This window comes from Microcoleus vaginatus PCC 9802 (assembly GCA_022701275.1).
Classification (GTDB): Bacteria; Cyanobacteriota; Cyanobacteriia; order Cyanobacteriales; family Microcoleaceae; genus Microcoleus; species Microcoleus vaginatus_A.
The window spans coordinates 2,626,195-2,642,539 of the sequence record CP031740.1 but is presented as its reverse complement, the minus strand read 5'-3'; the positions used below and the strand labels follow the sequence as shown (position 1 = coordinate 2,642,539).

General features: G+C 44.4%; 11 protein-coding genes and 1 pseudogene. 5 read left to right on the top strand and 7 right to left on the bottom strand.

The features are described from left to right. The first annotated feature begins 30 nt into the window (after window positions 1–30). The 3 genes from D0A34_10745 (at window position 31) to D0A34_10735 (ending at window position 5,637) form a co-directional block, all read left to right on the top strand. Window positions 31–633, top strand: coding sequence for a thiol:disulfide interchange protein (locus tag D0A34_10745; GenBank protein ID UNU19284.1), 603 nt, complete (start codon window positions 31–33; stop codon window positions 631–633). Window positions 634–952: 319 nt separating this feature from the next. After that, entirely contained in the window at window positions 953–4,180 is a 3,228-nt protein-coding gene (locus D0A34_10740) for an AcrB/AcrD/AcrF family protein (GenBank protein UNU19283.1), read from the top strand. A 365-nt stretch (window positions 4,181–4,545) separates the two neighbouring features. Then, a complete protein-coding gene (locus tag D0A34_10735; GenBank protein ID UNU19282.1) occupies window positions 4,546–5,637 on the top strand; it encodes a hypothetical protein in 1,092 nt (363 codons plus the stop codon). A gap of 48 nt (window positions 5,638–5,685) precedes the next feature. Here the strand turns inward: D0A34_10735 and D0A34_10730 are convergent. Further along, a pseudogene (locus D0A34_10730) lies at window positions 5,686–6,731 on the bottom strand (IS630 family transposase). Window positions 6,732–7,264: 533 nt separating this feature from the next. Between D0A34_10730 and D0A34_10725 the strand changes: the two are divergent. Beyond that, window positions 7,265–8,446, top strand: coding sequence for an RtcB family protein (locus D0A34_10725; GenBank protein UNU19281.1), 1,182 nt, complete (start codon window positions 7,265–7,267; stop codon window positions 8,444–8,446). Window positions 8,447–8,458: 12 nt separating this feature from the next. Here the strand turns inward: D0A34_10725 and D0A34_10720 are convergent, their stop codons facing one another. The 3 genes from D0A34_10720 to D0A34_10710 form a co-directional block, all read right to left on the bottom strand. Beyond that, entirely contained in the window at window positions 8,459–8,779 is a 321-nt protein-coding gene (locus D0A34_10720; protein UNU19280.1) for a DUF433 domain-containing protein, read from the bottom strand. Window positions 8,780–8,803: 24 nt separating this feature from the next. After that, a complete protein-coding gene (locus tag D0A34_10715) occupies window positions 8,804–12,451 on the bottom strand; it encodes an NACHT domain-containing protein (protein ID UNU19279.1) in 3,648 nt (1,215 codons plus the stop codon). Window positions 12,452–12,610: 159 nt separating this feature from the next. After that, window positions 12,611–13,042, bottom strand: a complete 432-nt coding sequence (locus D0A34_10710; GenBank protein ID UNU19278.1) for a hypothetical protein — start codon at window positions 13,040–13,042, stop codon at window positions 12,611–12,613. A gap of 45 nt (window positions 13,043–13,087) precedes the next feature. On the opposite strand from D0A34_10710, the gene D0A34_10705 reads away from it, so the two are divergent. Then, window positions 13,088–13,345, top strand: coding sequence for a hypothetical protein (locus D0A34_10705; protein ID UNU19277.1), 258 nt, complete (start codon window positions 13,088–13,090; stop codon window positions 13,343–13,345). Window positions 13,346–13,455: 110 nt separating this feature from the next. Here the strand turns inward: D0A34_10705 and D0A34_10700 are convergent, their stop codons facing one another. The 3 genes from D0A34_10700 to dcm all read right to left on the bottom strand — a co-directional run bounded on the left by D0A34_10700 (window position 13,456) and on the right by dcm (window position 16,265). Next, window positions 13,456–13,827, bottom strand: a complete 372-nt coding sequence (locus D0A34_10700; protein ID UNU19276.1) for a DUF4278 domain-containing protein — start codon at window positions 13,825–13,827, stop codon at window positions 13,456–13,458. A 345-nt stretch (window positions 13,828–14,172) separates the two neighbouring features. Then, on the bottom strand, window positions 14,173–14,517 hold the full coding sequence (locus D0A34_10695) for a BON domain-containing protein (GenBank protein ID UNU19275.1): 345 nt from the start codon (window positions 14,515–14,517) through the stop codon (window positions 14,173–14,175). Window positions 14,518–15,002: 485 nt separating this feature from the next. Further along, the gene (gene dcm / locus D0A34_10690; GenBank protein ID UNU19274.1) at window positions 15,003–16,265 is read right to left on the bottom strand and encodes a DNA (cytosine-5-)-methyltransferase; all 1,263 of its coding nucleotides are present in this window, start codon (window positions 16,263–16,265) and stop codon (window positions 15,003–15,005) included. Window positions 16,266–16,345 lie beyond the last annotated feature (80 nt).

Genomic DNA, 16,345 nt, shown 5'->3' with positions numbered 1-16,345 from the left:
AAACATAGAAATCAAAGCGCAATTTATTTTATGACCCAGAATTCCCCTAACTCAACAGTCATCCCCGCCGCCAAAAATCCCGAAACAAAAGTCGCCACGCGCCTCAGAAACTTATTGATCGTGTTAACAGCGATCGCCCTTTCAGTATCTATCTTCTTAGGGCTGCAAACCCAAACGCCATCAAGCAGTCTCACCGATATGGCAAAAGCTTCAACGCCATTAGAAACAGCTTTGATCAACGGCAAGCCGACACTCATGGAATTTTATGCTAATTGGTGTGGTAGCTGTCAGGCAATGGCTAACGATCTGAGCGAAATCAAACAGAAATACGCGGAACCGATGAATTTGGTGATGCTGAATGTAGACAATGACAAATGGCTGCCAGAAATCACCAAATATCGAGTAGACGGCATTCCGCACTTTGTCTATTTGAACGATAAAGGCAGCCCCGTTGCGGAAACGATGGGCGAAATGCCACGCAGTATTATGGAAGCTAACTTAGAAGCTTTAATAGCAGGAAAACCTCTGCCACACGTCCAAGCTGGCGGTCAAGTTTCTAATTTTACTCCCCCCACAGGGCCTGTGAAAACAAGTAGCTCCGACCCCCGCGCTCACGGCAGTCAAGTACAGTAAAAGCAGAAAGAGAGAACAAGGAAAGAAGACTTTAGGAACAGGCAAGATGCCTGTTCCTGATTGCGATAACTTACAGAGATTCAAAAGCCGATCGCAATTTCTGACAATCGGCGTTTTGAGCGATCGACTACCTCTAAAGGAATATTCAAAAAAATCTTTTTCATAATTTATTAAGATTTATTATAGTAGTTGTAAGGTGCCGACCCTAAATATTCTCTGATCCTCCCAAAAAATCAAGACGGACGCACCCTACTAGAATTGGTCGAACAGTCAGATTCACGCAAGTCAACCGCCAACAAGTAGTGAGGAAAATTGACAGATGACCGCCGACCAAACCGGATTCAGCATTAGCGCGACTGCCATTCGCCGCCACATCGGCACCCTCATGCTGACACTTGCGATTATAGTCGTGGGCATTTTCTACATCACCCAACTGCCCGTTGACTTGCTGCCCTCCATCACCTATCCCCGCATCAGCGTGCGCTTAGACGCCCCCGGAGTCTCGCCAGAAGTTGCAGTTGACGAAATTACCCGCCCCCTCGAACAAGGACTTTCAGCGACAGAAGGCGTCACGCAAGTTTTTTCCCGTACCCGTGAAGGACAAGTCAGCGTCGATTTATTTTTCAGACCAGGGGGCGACATCAACCAAGCCCTCAACGACGCTACAGCCTCCGTCAACCGAATTCGCAACCGACTTCCCGATACAGTTGAATCGCCGACTCTGTTTAAATTTGACCCTTCTCAACAGCCAGTGTATGAATTTGCCCTGACTTCAGACTCACGGCAAGGGGTAGATTTGCGGGTATTTGCCGATGACGAATTAGCCCGGGAAATTAACGTTATTCCAGGAGTAGCTTCCGTTGACGTTTCCGGCGGCGTTCAAGAAGAAATTCAAGTTAATATTGACCTGAATCGGCTGCAAAGTTTAGGAGTTAATCTTAACGACGTTTTTAATGCTTTGCGATCGCGCAATTTAGACACTTCCGGTGGCCGACTGCGGCAAGAATCTAACGAACCGCTGACGCGCACAATCGGTCGCTTTAGAACAGCCTCTGAAATCGCCAATGTTTCCTTTCAAGTATCCGGTTCCAACCCGCCCAAACGAGTTTACCTGCGCGATTTTGCCCAAGTCAATGACGGCACGGAAGAACAGCGAGTCAAAGTTTTTCTAAATCAAAAACCAGCCGTTAAAATTAGCATCTTGAAACAGCCGGACGCCAACACCATTACTGTTGTAGACGGAGTGAAAAATCGCATCAAAGAAATGCAGGAGTCCGGCTTAATTTCTGCAGACATGACCGTAGTTACTACCTTAGACGAATCCCGATTTATCCGCAATTCCTTAGCGGATGTGGCGAATGCAGGAGTTTCTGGGGCAGTGCTAGCTGCGGTCGCAGTTTTGTTCTTTTTAGGTTCTCTGAGACAAACGCTGATTATTTCTCTGACTATTCCCCTGTGTACTCTAGCAGCCATTATTTTAATGAGGCTGTTCGGCTTGTCGCTGAACTTGTTTAGTTTAGGCGGTTTAGCTTTAGGTATCGGTCAGGCGATCGACACCAGCGTAGTTATTTTAGAAAATATTGTAGTCGGTCTAGACAGCAACCCTCATCTGAAAAAAGGCAGAATCAAAGATCGAAAAGAACGCACAATAGAAGAGTCAGTATTGCGGAGTGAAGAAGTAGAATCAGCAATGGTTGCCTCAACAGCGGCTAACTTAGTATCAGTGCTGCCATTTTTGCTGATCGGCGGGTTCTTTTCTCTGCTATTTAACGAATTAATTTTGACAATTAGCTTTGCAGTAGCAGCATCTCTGCTAGTAGCTTTAACGGTAGTGCCGATGCTGACTTCTCGCCTGATGGGAATGTCTTATTCCAGCGGTATCAGTCAGTTCGGGCCGATCAAACATTTCAACCGCGGCTTTGAGAACGGTACGCGGGCTTACGGTTCGATGCTGTCAAAAGTTCTGAGTTTGCGGTTAATTATCATTGCACTTGCTTTTGTGATTTTAGGCGGTGGCACTTGGGTGATGGCTGGTCAAATTCCCCAAGAAATTTTACCGAGAGTTAATACAAGTCAAGCCAGATTATTTGCTTCGTTTCCTCCGGGGACTAACTTGGAAACCAATCAAAAAGTGATTGCAGCAGCCGATAAACTTCTGCTTGCACAGCCAGAAACAGACTACACTTTAACGACGGCAGGGGGGCTGCTTTTCGGCAACAATACGGTGGAAAATTTGCTCAGGGGAAGCAGCACAATTACGCTAAAACCAGGTACGAATACCACCGATTTTACAGAAAGACTGACTGAGGAATTTAAAAAGCTTGACCTTCCTAAAGGAACTCGTCTGCGGCTAGTTCCAGAATCCATTAGGGGTTTAGTTTTAACTAATTCTCCCGTGCGGGGTGGGGAAATTGATGTTGTGGTTCAGGGGGAAACTGAAGAATCATTGCAGGAAGCCGGCCGTCAGATATTAAAAGAATTAGATGAGAAGGTAAAATTAGCTCGGTTTCGGCCGGATGCAGACGCGCCGCAGTCAGAGGTACAGATTCGTCCAGACTGGGAAAGGGCCGCTGTGTACGGGCTGACAGCCCAAGATATTGGGGAGACAATTCAGACAGCAATTGAAGGTGCTGTTCCCACTCAGTTGCAACGGGGAAACCGATTAATAGATGTGCGGGTGCAGTTCGATCGCACTTCTGTAAAATCTATTGCCCAACTCGGACAAATTCCGTTATCGGGTGGTAATAATAGCATCATCCGTTTAAGCGACGTGGCACAAATTAAGATCGGCAAAGCACCGGGAGAAATTCAGCGTCTCAATCAGCGGCAAGTTTTCTTAGTTGTCGGCAACTTGAATAAGGGTGCCAGTCTCGGCGATGCTGTCCAGCAAGTCCATGCAGTTTTATCAGAACTGAAGTTGCCGCGGGGAGTAAGAATTCTGCCGAGTTCGGCTGCTGAAACTAATGATCAATTGCAAACTTCTCTCAAGCTGTTGGGAGGGTTGGCGACTTTTTTAGTGTTTGTAGCGATGGCGGTGCAGTACAATTCTTTGGTCGATCCGCTGGTGATTTTGCTGACAGTGCCGCTGGCGTTGGCGGCGGGAGTATTCGGGCTTTATGTGACCAAAACTGCGATCGGTGCCACAGTGATGATCGGTGCAATTTTGCTCGTGGGAATTGTGGTAAATAACGGCATCATTATGATTGAGTTGGCGAACCAAATTCTGGAAGAGGAAAAGGTCGATCGCACGACAGCAATTCTCAGGGCGGCACCTCAGCGCTTGCGTCCGATTTTGATGACAACTATTACTACAGTTTTGGGTTTGTTTCCCCTAGCTTTGGGAATTGGAGAGGGTTCGGAGTTTCTGCAACCTTTGGGTGTGGTGGTGTTTTCCGGTTTGTCGCTGGCGACGCTGCTGACGCTGTTTATTATTCCCTGTTTCTATATTTTGCTGCACGACTTCTTCGGGATGTTTGCAGCGAAGAAGAAACCGCAGGCAGTTGCTATTCCCCTCCAGAAGACGGCGAGAAAGACTCCGAATTTGTAAAATGTAGCGTCAGCTTTTTACGCACTTCGACGCAATCCGGCAGGGGTTGAAACCCCTGCCTCATAGCGAAAGTCGGTTAAAACCGACTGTATATTTTGACGGAAAGTGCGATCGATTTCAGTCCTCTTTCAGAGGACTTTAGCTATGAGACAGGGAATTCATTCCCTGTCGGACTGTCGGACTTACAAACAATACCGCTACTGCATTTGATGTGAAGTTGACGCCGCAAGAATTAGTGGGTAAGGTGCGTCAGTACATATTTTCTCACCCTCCCAGATAAATTAAAGACTGACGCACCATACGATAAATGATGCAAAATTTTAGTTAAAATAGAGCCAATCTACGCAGCATATCTAAGTATTTTTATGCTAATTTTACCAAAACATGAAATACAAATTGACTGGTCATTCTCATATATAAATCAACCCATTAATTCCGAGTGGGCGACGATCGTCAGTGGCGATCGCAAAAAAGTCACTTTAGTCGATCGCAACTTGTCGCCAAAATACGAATACCAGCTTCCCGACGAAATTAGCTGTTTAGCCATTAGTCCCAAAGGCGATTTGCTGGCAGCAATTATGGCAAAGGGCAATCATTTAGCAATTGTGACATCACAAAACCAGCTAGTTTTTGAAGAACTCCTACCTAACCCTCCTGTTAAGTTTTCGTATAGCAAGAATAGATTTATGGACTGCTGGTTTGATGCAGACGGCGTGCATTTTTGGTGTATCAAATTAATTGAAGGCGAGGAAGTCGAGATTCAAATTCGCGATACTAATTCATGGCATATCCAGCGAAAAATTAGGCTCAAAGACCCTTTTTATGACCGTGGATTCTGGTTTCAACGACACCCAGAAAATCAAATTTTAGCTGTTTGGACTACCGAGGGTCAGGGCGAATCGCAAATCTATTGGCTTTATGATGATGGTATGACAATTCATGCCGTAGAGGTTCTCTGTGCCGATGATTACATGGGGCCTCCAGAATTTCACCCTGCTGGTGGCGAATTTCTAATAGTACATGATTGCGGCCGAAAAATCAGCCGATTCAGTTTTCCTGACCGCAATCTACTGGGTATATGCGAATGGCCTTGGCCTGGGCTGAGTGACGGTTTTGGTAGCTATATGTGCTACCTTTCAGACGATCGCATTCTAGTTAATACTGATGAAGGGCTCATGTATCTAATCGATATTAACAAAATGGAAATATCAGATCAACTAATTTTAATCGGTCACGAGCCGCGTTCGTCTAAAGAACTTTACCCCAATCTCAAGGATGTTGAAGAAATGCTTTGCGGCGACCTGAAATATTTCTATCGTTGGGATTCAGATAGCATTCTGTCCGTTCACTCACAAGCCCTGAGTCAACAACCTGACTCTAAACAAAAGACATTAGTTATTTTCGGGGAAAAAGAGTTGTTTGGTTCCTTGGCGAAGGTACAAGAATCCGCACCCTAAGTAGGTAGGCGGTAAAAAACCTATCTATGTAACAAAACATTAAGTTACCTAATTGGAGTTAAACTTAAGACGTTGTGTAGTGTAATTTCCCCTTTGTCCTCTAACTTCTACTCCATGAATTACGGCGTAGGCGAGTTCTAACTCATCATCAAACATTTGTCCTGCCAATTCATCTTTTTTAATGTGTTGCCACTCCAATTCAATGGGGTTCATTTCCGAACAATACTTGGGCAAAAAGAAGATATATAAACCTTGATTTTCCCAACGCGGCCATAATTCTTGGACTTCTTTGCATCGGTGTATTGGGCCGTTGTCTTGTACGATTACTCTCCGTCGTCCAATCTCAGCAGCTTCCTGGGCTTCTCGTTCCATCATTTTGATATAAGCTTTTCGATCAACACCCCCAATGATTAAACCGTAAACAAAACTGATTCCCTGTTGAAGAAGTCCGACAATACTTAGTCTGCGACCACGCCGTTTCGTTTGTTCCAACCGTTTTTGCTCACCTATTTGGTAATAAGTATAACCAGGTTCACTCCACGCACAAAATCCTGATTCATCTAAATATTTTAAGTCAATTCCTCCCGCCGCTGCCTCTAATTGCAACATATCTAAGTCGGATTGCTTCGTTTCTTGTACTATGAGGTCTTGTTTTCCTTTATGACTTTTTCTAAGCGAATTTCCAAATAAACCTTTTTTTTTAGTATCCGTCTTAATCGGTCGGCACTTAGTTTAACAGAACGTTCTTTTTCTAATTTCTGGACTAATTGAAGACTGTTATATGTACGTGGTTCGTTTTTGAGGCATTCTTTTAAAAACTCTATATCTGACTCTTTCCACTTGGGTTTTGCCCCTCGACCAGGCGATTCCCAAAGCCCTTCCATGCCTAGATGCGACCATTTATGTAAAACCTCTCTCACTGTTTGTGGAGTCCAGTTAAAATGAGCAGCTATTTTTTCAACGTACCAGCCATGTGCATTTAATCTAATTACTTCTGCTCTATCTTTGACTTTTTGTGGAACATCCGCAATTCTCAGTTCTAATAGAGTTTTGTCTTGTTGTTGAGTCAGGAATACCCTTAATCTAGCGCCCATATATTGAGTTACCTCAGTAGATGTATTCTCTTTCTTTACTTATTTTAACATACTTCGGTTTTTTTGCGCCGACCTACTTACAGTAAATTATTCATTCAATCTTTAGGCATTTCTTAAGGATTTCCAATACAGGACGCTTCTTGTGCCGTGTTAGCTTTTGACTCGCTTTCCGGCAGTCCGACAGGGGTTGAAACCCCTGCCTCATAGCGAAAGTCGGTTAAAACCGACTGTAGATTTTGACGGGAAGTGCCATGGATTTTAGTCCTCTTTTAGAGGACTTTAGCTATGAGACAGGGAATTCATTCCCTGTCGGACTGTCGGACTTACAAACAATACCGCTAGTGCATTTTATGTGAAGTTGACGCCGCAAGAATTAGTGGGTAAGGTACGTCAGTAAACATTCTATGACTCCCAAAAGAAATTCCCGACTGACGCACCCTACGAGAATTAGTCTGTCAGATGCGTTTGACATCCAAAAATTTCATGTTACAATAATACTACATAACAAACTGGCAAAACCAACTTAAACAAAAATGCCCTACGAAAAATTAGACATATCAACCCCAAAACCCGTGCTATCTTGGGCAAATCACGCCCTGGGCGAAAAAGAAACTAAGATGACCGCCAACGTAGCATCTTTGCCCTTTGTATTCAAACACGTCGCACTAATGCCCGATGTACATTTAGGAAAGGGTGCTTTAGTCGGTTCAGTAATTGCCACAAAAGAAGCGATTATTCCCGCTGCTGTGGGCGTGGATATTGGTTGTGGGATGGCTGCTATTAAAATGCCTTTCACCGCTAACAAATTAGAAGGCAAACTCAAACAAATTCGCCTCGATATCGAAGCCGCAATTCCCGTGGGATTTGCGGAAAACAAGGAAGTAGAAAAAACTGTCACCAACTGGCAGGGATGGGGCGAGTTTAAGAAACTTCATCAAGGCGTGCAGCACCAAAACAATAAAGCCTTAAAACAAATGGGTTCCCTCGGCGGCGGCAATCATTTTATTGAGGTTTGCGTTGATACTGAAAACTTTGTTTGGCTGATGCTGCATTCGGGTTCTCGCGGCATTGGAAACTTGCTCGCACAGCAGCACATCGAGACGGCTAAAGATTTAGCTAAACTCGCAGAAATTAACCTGGCTGACAAAGATTTGGCTTATTTTGTAGCGGGTACGCGGGAGTTTGCTGCTTACTGGCACGATTTGCAGTGGGCGCAAGATTATGCTCGTTTTAATCGCGATGTGATGATGAATCGGTTTAAGCGAGTTGTGGAAAAGCACGTCGCGGGCGGCAAATCTGTTAAGCCGTTATTAGAGGTGAATTGCCACCACAATTACGCGGAAAAAGAGGTGCATTTTGGCGAAGATGTGTATGTGACTCGCAAGGGTGCTGTGCGCGCAGATGTAGAGGATTACGGGATTATTCCGGGTTCGATGGGGGCGAAATCTTTCATTGTTAAGGGGAAGGGAAATGCTGAGAGTTACTGTAGTTGCAGTCACGGCGCGGGGCGGTTGATGTCTCGCAATCAAGCGAAGAATGTATTTACTCTCGATGATTTTGTGCGGCAGACTGAGGGGGTTGAGTGCCGGAAAGATAAGGAATTTTTAGATGAAATTCCGGGGGCTTATAAGCCGATTGATGAGGTGATGAGTCAGCAGTCGGATTTGGTGGAAGTTGTGGCGACTTTGAAGCAGGTGGTTTGTGTCAAGGGGTGAATTTAAGGGAAGCTACAAAGGCAATAGCCCTTGTGCACGTAGTCTAGCAGCAAAAGGAGATTCGCCAGCTTCAATTTCTGCCTGTTTAACATACTCTTCTCGTCGCTTGATTTCTGCATCGAGTTCTTGTTTGCGATCGCAATAATAAGCTAACGCAGAAAGAATTTGGCTCATAGTTAAGTAGCGATGATTGAAGTGTAATTCTGCTGGACTCCAACCATAAGCTATCTCAGCTTCGACTAATTCAACGACTTTCATCGTAGTTCCGGCTAGGATGGGAACATTGTCTTCGTTGAGTTCTATATATTTATACTCGGTCTTTGTAAGTGTCATGGTTCCTGCTTTGTCGATCGGCTCTTAAATAGGATGTCTATTTTCTAGTAGACTTCGCCGAATCCATGCTACAACAGCAGCGACTAAATCGGGTTGGCTGGGTGAAAAAGTTGGCAAGGGAATATTTTCTTGTTCGCACACCACACAAATCGCGCCATCAAATTTGCTTAAAGCTTTCAGAAATGAATCGTTAAATCCTGTGGGTGTGGCGGAGAGTGCTGTGGAGTCGTAGCAGATGAAAAATAGAGGAATTTCGCTTTCTATCCTTAACTCATCCCAGTAATCTTGTAATTCTGCCATTGTTTTTGGTTTACTATCTTCACTTTTGTCACAACCTTGTAAGCGCATTTCGTTGTAAATTTTGGTAGCGGGATTTTCGGGATTACCGAATTTGTCACTGTCGATGCAAATTAGTTTGACTTTGCTGCATAAATCAGGTCGCTCGTTAATGGCTTCGGCAAGGATTTGGGGTAAGTTTGCTATGTTGAGGCTTGCTGTTGCGGAGTTGGTAAGGGTGTCTTGGTGCCAAGCTTGATAGAAGTCGGGGTAGGGCAGATTTTGGCCGTAGTGCCAGATTAATTTGTAGAGATACTCATCAATTTGCTGAGAGTTGTTAAAGTTGACTTTTAAGGTTTTGATGACGGCTAATTGCTTGTTCGTAGGGATTTTTTCCAAAATTTCTGCCACTTGCCAACGGGCGTCATCATCGAGTTGGTTAAATGAAAGCACTTGCACCAAAGCATTGATCGCATTTTGATTGCCTTGACCAATCTTCCCTAAGTTTTCTGCCACTTGTATAATACAGATGAAATCATCAAGTTGGTTAGATGAAAGCAGTTGCACCAAAGCATTGATCGCATTTTGATTTCCTTGACCAATCTTCCCTAAGCTTTCTGTCACCAGCCTATGGGTTAAATTATCAAGTTGGTTAGATGAAATCAGTTGCACTAAAGTATCAATCGCATTTTGATTGCCTGGGTCAATCTTCCCTAAGCTTTCTGCCACTTGCCTACGGGTATTATCATTAAGTTGGTCAGATGAAAGCAGTTGCAACAGAGTATTGATCGCATTTTGATTGTCTTGACCAATCTTCCCTAAGCTTTCTGTTACTTGCATATGGGTGACATCATCAAGTTGGTCAGATGAAAGCAGTTGCACTAAAGTATTGATCGCTTTTTGATTGCCTGGGTCAATCTTCCCTAAACTTACTGCCACTTGCATACGGGTGACATGATTAAGTTGGTCAGATGAAAGCAATTGCACCAGAGTATGGATCGCATTTGGATTCCCTTGACCAATTTTCCCTAAGCTTTCTGTTACTTGCCAACGGGTGCCATCATCGAGTTGGTTAGATGAAAGCAGTTGCAACAAAGTATCGATCGCATTTTGATTGCCTGGGTCAATGTTCCCCAAGCTTTCGGCTACTAGCCTACGGGTATTATTATTAAGTTGGTTAGATGAAAGCAGTTGCAACAAAGTATGGATCGCATTTTGATTGCCTTGACCAATCTTTCCCAAGCTTTCTGCCACTTGCATATGGGTGATAAAATAAAGTTCGTTAGATTTGAGCAGTTGCACTAAAGTATTGATCGCATTTTGATTGCCTGGGTCAATCTTCCCTAAGCTTTCTGCTACTAGCCTACGGGTGTTCTCATTAAGTTGGTTAGATGAAAGCAGTTGCAACAAAGTATGGATCGCATTTTGATTGCCTTGACCAATCTTCCCTAAGCTTTCTGCTACTTGCCAACGGGCTAAATCATCAAGTTCATTAGATTTGAGCAGTTGAGCTAAAGTATCGAGCGCATTTTGATTGCCTGGGTCAATCTTCCCTAAGCTTTCTGCCACTTGCCTACGGATGTGATAATAAAGGTTAAATAAAAGCTGTTGAGCTAAAGTATCGATCACATTTTGATTGCCTGGGTAAATGTTTTCTAACCTTTCTGCCACTTTCCTACGGGTGTAGTAATAAAGTTCCTCTTGCCTACGGGTGTAATAATAAAGTTCCTCTGATTTGAGCAGTTGAGTTAAAGTATTGATCGCATTTTGATTGCCTGGGTCAATGTTTCCTAAGCTTTCTGCTACTTGCAAACGGGTGTAACAACCAAGCTGGTATGATTTGAGCAGTTGCACCAAAGTATTGATCGCTTTTGGACTTTGCGTCTGTTGCAATGCTTCCCTAGCTGCATTACTAATTACCTTGAAAAAAGTTATCCTATCGTGTTTTTCAGTATTAAAATAACCAAAACCAAACGTAACAATTGCCTTTATTACTTCATCTATTTGGGAATAATCCTGAAACTCGGCAATTCCAGCAGCAGCTAAAAATAAGGCTCGAAATCTATAAAAACCTACACATCCATCTTCAAAATTAACTAAAGCATCAATAAATTCCTCTTTCTGCTTTCGTTCTATCTCCCCTCGACCCAACCACAGCAAAATTACCTCTCGCCACTGCTTCTCAAAAATGCGGTAACACTCACAAGAAACAGGGGGAATTTGGTGATTTAAGAAAAAGTGCCAATCCCCAATTGCACAAGCGGCGAAATATTCCTGAAACGTCGGATGGAAGAAAGCGTAAATAGGCTTTTTCGTGCGGGTATCCCTATCAACTAAAACCAACCATCCCAATTCATCTGCTAAATTAAACCACTCTTCATCCATCTGCTCAATGGCAAAATCTTGCTCAATCCGAAACCGATTAACGCTTTCCATTGCCGCTAAAGCTAACTTTCCCAAAGCTTGTTGAATCTGTTTTTTATCCCTCTGGTTTAATACTCGCTGTTTCTTCTCAAATTCCTCTTGTTTCCACTCAAAAAAATAAATGGTAAACTGCTCGTAAAGTGCCGCCTTCGTTTCGGGCAATTCCTGTTCGGGTACGCACCAAGACTGACACAACATCGACAACCGCAGGGGATTGCGTACCAGTTCTTTGATTCGCTCTTTTCCCGGTTCCTTTAACTGTCTTGTTAAGCGTTTTCCCTGTTCTCGCCAAAAATTTTCATTGCCAGAATTGCGCCGTTTCTCATCGTGACTCGCCTCTTCAAACCACTGACGAATAAACTCATCCACATCATCGGGTTCAAATTCCAAAGTTTTATAAGTATCAAAATTTGTCAGGGTATTGCTAATCGCCGCATCCCAAACATTCAAACGGCAAGTTAGCACCACCCGCGCCTTACCTACCCAGTCTGTCAGTTGTTCCCGAATTCTCGCTAACGCCTCGATAGGGGAAGTCGCCGCCATTTCATCCACCCCATCCAACAGCAACCACACCTTACCTTCAGCGAATAGTTGCTTCAATTCTTTTCTGATTTCTGGCGTGACATTTTCGGCATCAGAATCGATAAATTGCAATGCTTTTGCCAGCCAATTATTGAGTAAATAATCGGCAATTGTGCTATCCCTTAAATCTGCTAATCGAATACAAATCGGAAAATTTGGGGAATTTTTCGGCAACCGTTCCGCCAATTCTCCTAACAGCGTAGTTTTTCCCGCCCCGGGTTCGCCAATAATCGCGATATGCTTGCCTTTTTCGGTGCGATTTTCGGCAATTACTTTCTGGAAAAAAGCATCATCTTTATAAGTTTGGACGATTTGCAGTTTTGGTTCTTTCTGGCGTGACTCTTCGCCTGTGGGGTTTGGTATGGGGTTTGGTGTTTTGGGACGTTCCATTAATCCCAAGGGAACGTAAATATTTAATTCATATTGTTGTGCTGTTGCTTGGCGGCGGAGTTGTTGAGTTGCTATAACTTTGTTGCAGACATCGCGCCAGTCAACTTGGATAGTTTTGGTGAGAATTGACTTTGCCCCGTTCCCAGAAGGCGACTCCAGTCAAAAGGTGTTGTTTTGAGTAATGTTAATGGTTTGAGCCTGATTAAGATTATTGATTTTCTCTGCCAATTTAGCCAAGTTTTGGACAGTTGGTTGTTGAGATTGCAGCGTATCTGTTACTGCTTGGCGATATTGTGCAAGTGTGGGATTTGGATCTGCCTGTGCTGCTGCTACCAATTCCGTTAATATTTGTTTCAGTTCGTCATTACGATCGCTTGCTGACTGTACCTCCAGTATTGCTTGACCATAATCCAAAGGCTGCTCTGGCGCAAGTTCGATCGCACTCGCCGTATCTGGAGACTCGTGTTTGAGCAATGACCGGAATTTTTCAACCCGTTGAGTCACCGCATCTCCAAGGTTTTCTCCAATTTTTTCCAAAGCTTTTGTTCCCAGTACGGTTGCGATCGCCAGAGTGATGGTTAGAGGTTCCATTTATCACTTCCATTAATAAACAGTTGATTACTCATTATACTTAGAGTGTTAAGCGATAACAGCCAAAGCAATCAACACAAGTTCATCCGCCGATCGATCGCAAGTGCATTTCTTACACAAGCCATCATTATCGGCATCAACGGAAATCTCGATGTGCGTTCAGGTAAACCCGTCGTCGATGTTATCCCGTCGATGATTACTCAAGCTATACAGTTAATCGTCAAAACCCATCGCACCCAAAAGAGTGCTGAGGAGATCGATCGCATTAAAAAAGATCGCATCGCCCAAAACCCCGACGATTGATATCGCTTCGAGGGTGCAAGATCGATCGCACAAACAGCATCAAAAGGGGGAAATTGAGCTTAACTCGATTTCCCCCTCTTGACAAACGCTTTGTTTTCTCAGGCTGTTCTCTAACAGGCCATCTGCTGCCACTCAATTTCTAGCAAGCGCAGCAGTGTTTCATCGCCCTTGGCCTTGGCTGCTTGCTGTCTGCGATCGAGAATATTGCAAATATTCGCCCGGTGCACTTGCGCCACTTCCACAACTGTTGGATAAGATTCAACCCTCTCTGAGGCCCGAGCTGCTGCGACATCCCGATCGCCAGCTTCAGCATCTCGCTTTTTGGTATAGTTTGTGCCGCCGTATTTGTTGGGGTTGGGAATGTGTCTCGGATACCGATAGTTCCAGTTTTGGCCCCGATATTTGCCCGCCACTTCGCCTTCGATCATATCGACTGTGGGAATGTCGTACTCGTAGTTGGCGCCGCGATAAGTGAGTTTCATATTTTTTGATCCTTATATGTATGGAGATAAAAAGGGCAGTCAGGTCAGGTTTGCTTTTTAGTCAGTAAAAACTTTTTCCTTTCTGTATTCTATTTTACCGTTTACTGGAATAACCAGCAAACTCAACAAAAATTAATATTTTAACGGTCAGAGCGCACAAAAAAGCCCGCTACAGCGGGAGCTAAAGGTTTGCTGGCGGTCAAATTCGATCGACTCCAGCAACTAAGTTATGGCTAAAAAACTTTTGAGCTCTAGTTTCCGAGCTTTGACAAGCCCCTGGCATCCCCTCTCAACTCCCCTTAGACAGGGAAGCGAGGAGGGATCGCAGAAGTGAGCCAATAGGCTCTAGCCGATTGTCACTTGATCGGTTTGCACGCCTGCGGCACCTTCTTCAGCAGAGGCGATCGCCACCAACTTGTCGAGAATTTCCTGACTGGGAACTTGACCTTTGAGAACAACCGTGCCGCTGAGCTGAGCCACATAAACAGTCTCGATATCAGCAACTTCTGGATCGCCGTCAAAAGCTAAAGCAACGCGCTTCGCGAGGCCGCTTTCGTCAAAATTTCCGTCTGGGCCGACTTTAGCAGGAGCGATTGATTGCGCTTGGGCAGCTTGCTGTACTACTTGTGCCATCGGTTCAGCCTGGGGTGCAGGCTTTTCGAGTCCGAACAGTCTTTTAAACCAACCCATAGTAGTTGAGTCTCCTGAAAATACACTTTTTACAAGATAGCTCTAGAATTCCAAAAGACTCGTAATTGTTGCAAAACTCAGCGAAATTTATCAAAATGTTTTCCCGGCAGACTTTCACAATCTAAAATCTCTAATGGTATCCAGATGTTGATGTTGCTATTTGATGTATAGGACGATCGCTACGCCTTGGATTGCAGGCGCGTAGTCAAAGTAGTTTCCACTGTCACCTTGAAAAAGCTGCACAGCGCGCCACAATACCTTCCCGGTTTGTTTAACTACCGGGGACATCTCATCTCGTAACCGTCATTGACCAGCGCCCAATGATACAGGGGCGGCCGTTGGCGCTTACTTGGGGGCAGTCCTGCATAAGTAGTGGTGCGATTTGATATAACCCGCTGTGTATAAGGAGATGAAAGACAAAAATCACTACTTATTTACCAATTCCCAATTACCAATTCCCAATTACAGATAATTAAATCTAATTCTTAACTTTTTAGATAATATTGTTCTGCTTCCGACCAATTCAGTTTAAGCAACGAATCATCTCCCCATGTCAGCTTGAGACTCGGCTTAATTGCTTTCACGCCCAAAGCGCTAATAATCTGCGCTGCTACAACTTTCGCCAATCGCGGTGGTACAGAATTTCCGACTTGGCGAAAACCGTGCCATTTTGTGACATGAAATCTAAACCAGTCAGGATAGGAATGCAGCCGCGCAGCTTCTCTGACTGTAATGCACCGAGGGGCGATCGGGTGAATCGGCCTCGGCGAAGTATAAGCCCCCCTCGCCCTGTCGGTTCCGGCCCTGAGAGTGTTGCAAACTCCCTCGGGATGCAGCTTGTAAAAACGGCTGATCGGCTCTTTTTCGCCGTGTTTGGCAGCATGAAACCTTTCCATACATTCCAGAGAATGTTTAGTTCGCAAACTACAAGAGAGGATTTGTCGATCGTACTCGCGATCGTAGGAATAATCATCATCCAAACCATCGATTCCGCGCATTATACTCGCATAAGTGCTGCTCTTTCCGTACTCCGCGATTACCCAATCTCGGTGCAGCAACTCGCTGTACTTTTCCACTTCCGGCAAATCTCCAATCGCATCCCAAACTGTCGGGACAGCAGGTAAATTAACTTTTTTATAGCGTTTAGGAACTTTAATTCTCGGCAGTATAGTAGTTTGTTGAGGGTATTTTGGCAGCTCATAATCTTTTTTACAGCCAATCAGAAATAATCGTTTGCGAGCTTGCGGCACTCCGTAGTGAACGGCGTTGAGAACTTGATAGTTTTCTTCTACTTTATAGCCTGCTTCCATAAAAGAGCTAATTAAAATATTCAGCAGTTCTTTGTGTTCCCCTGACGCAATTCCCGGTACATTTTCCATTACAAAAAACTTGGGTTTTAGCTCCAAAACTAAGCGCTGAAAGTGAAAAATCAGAGAATTTCGCGGGTCGTCTACATCGCGCTTGCCCATCATGGAGAATCCTTGACAGGGCGAACCGCTGATTACTACGTCTATCTCGCGCCGCCCGATCGCCGATTTTTTCCGAATTTCCGATCCCGTAAGCTGTGTGACATCTTTGCACAGAATAGAACACAGCGGGAAATTAAACTCGTGTGTGGCGCAGTGAATAGGGTCAATTTCGACTGATGCAAGTACATCAAAACCTGCTTGTTCAAAGCCCAAGGTCATGCCGCCCGCGCCTGCAAATAAATCAACAGCGATCGGTCGCTTTTTCCGATTGCTTGGCATAACATTTCAATAAAAAAGTTGCTTTAAGAGAAATTAAAAAAATTAACCGGGTTTTTGGTAATAAATCTTGGGTTTGTCAA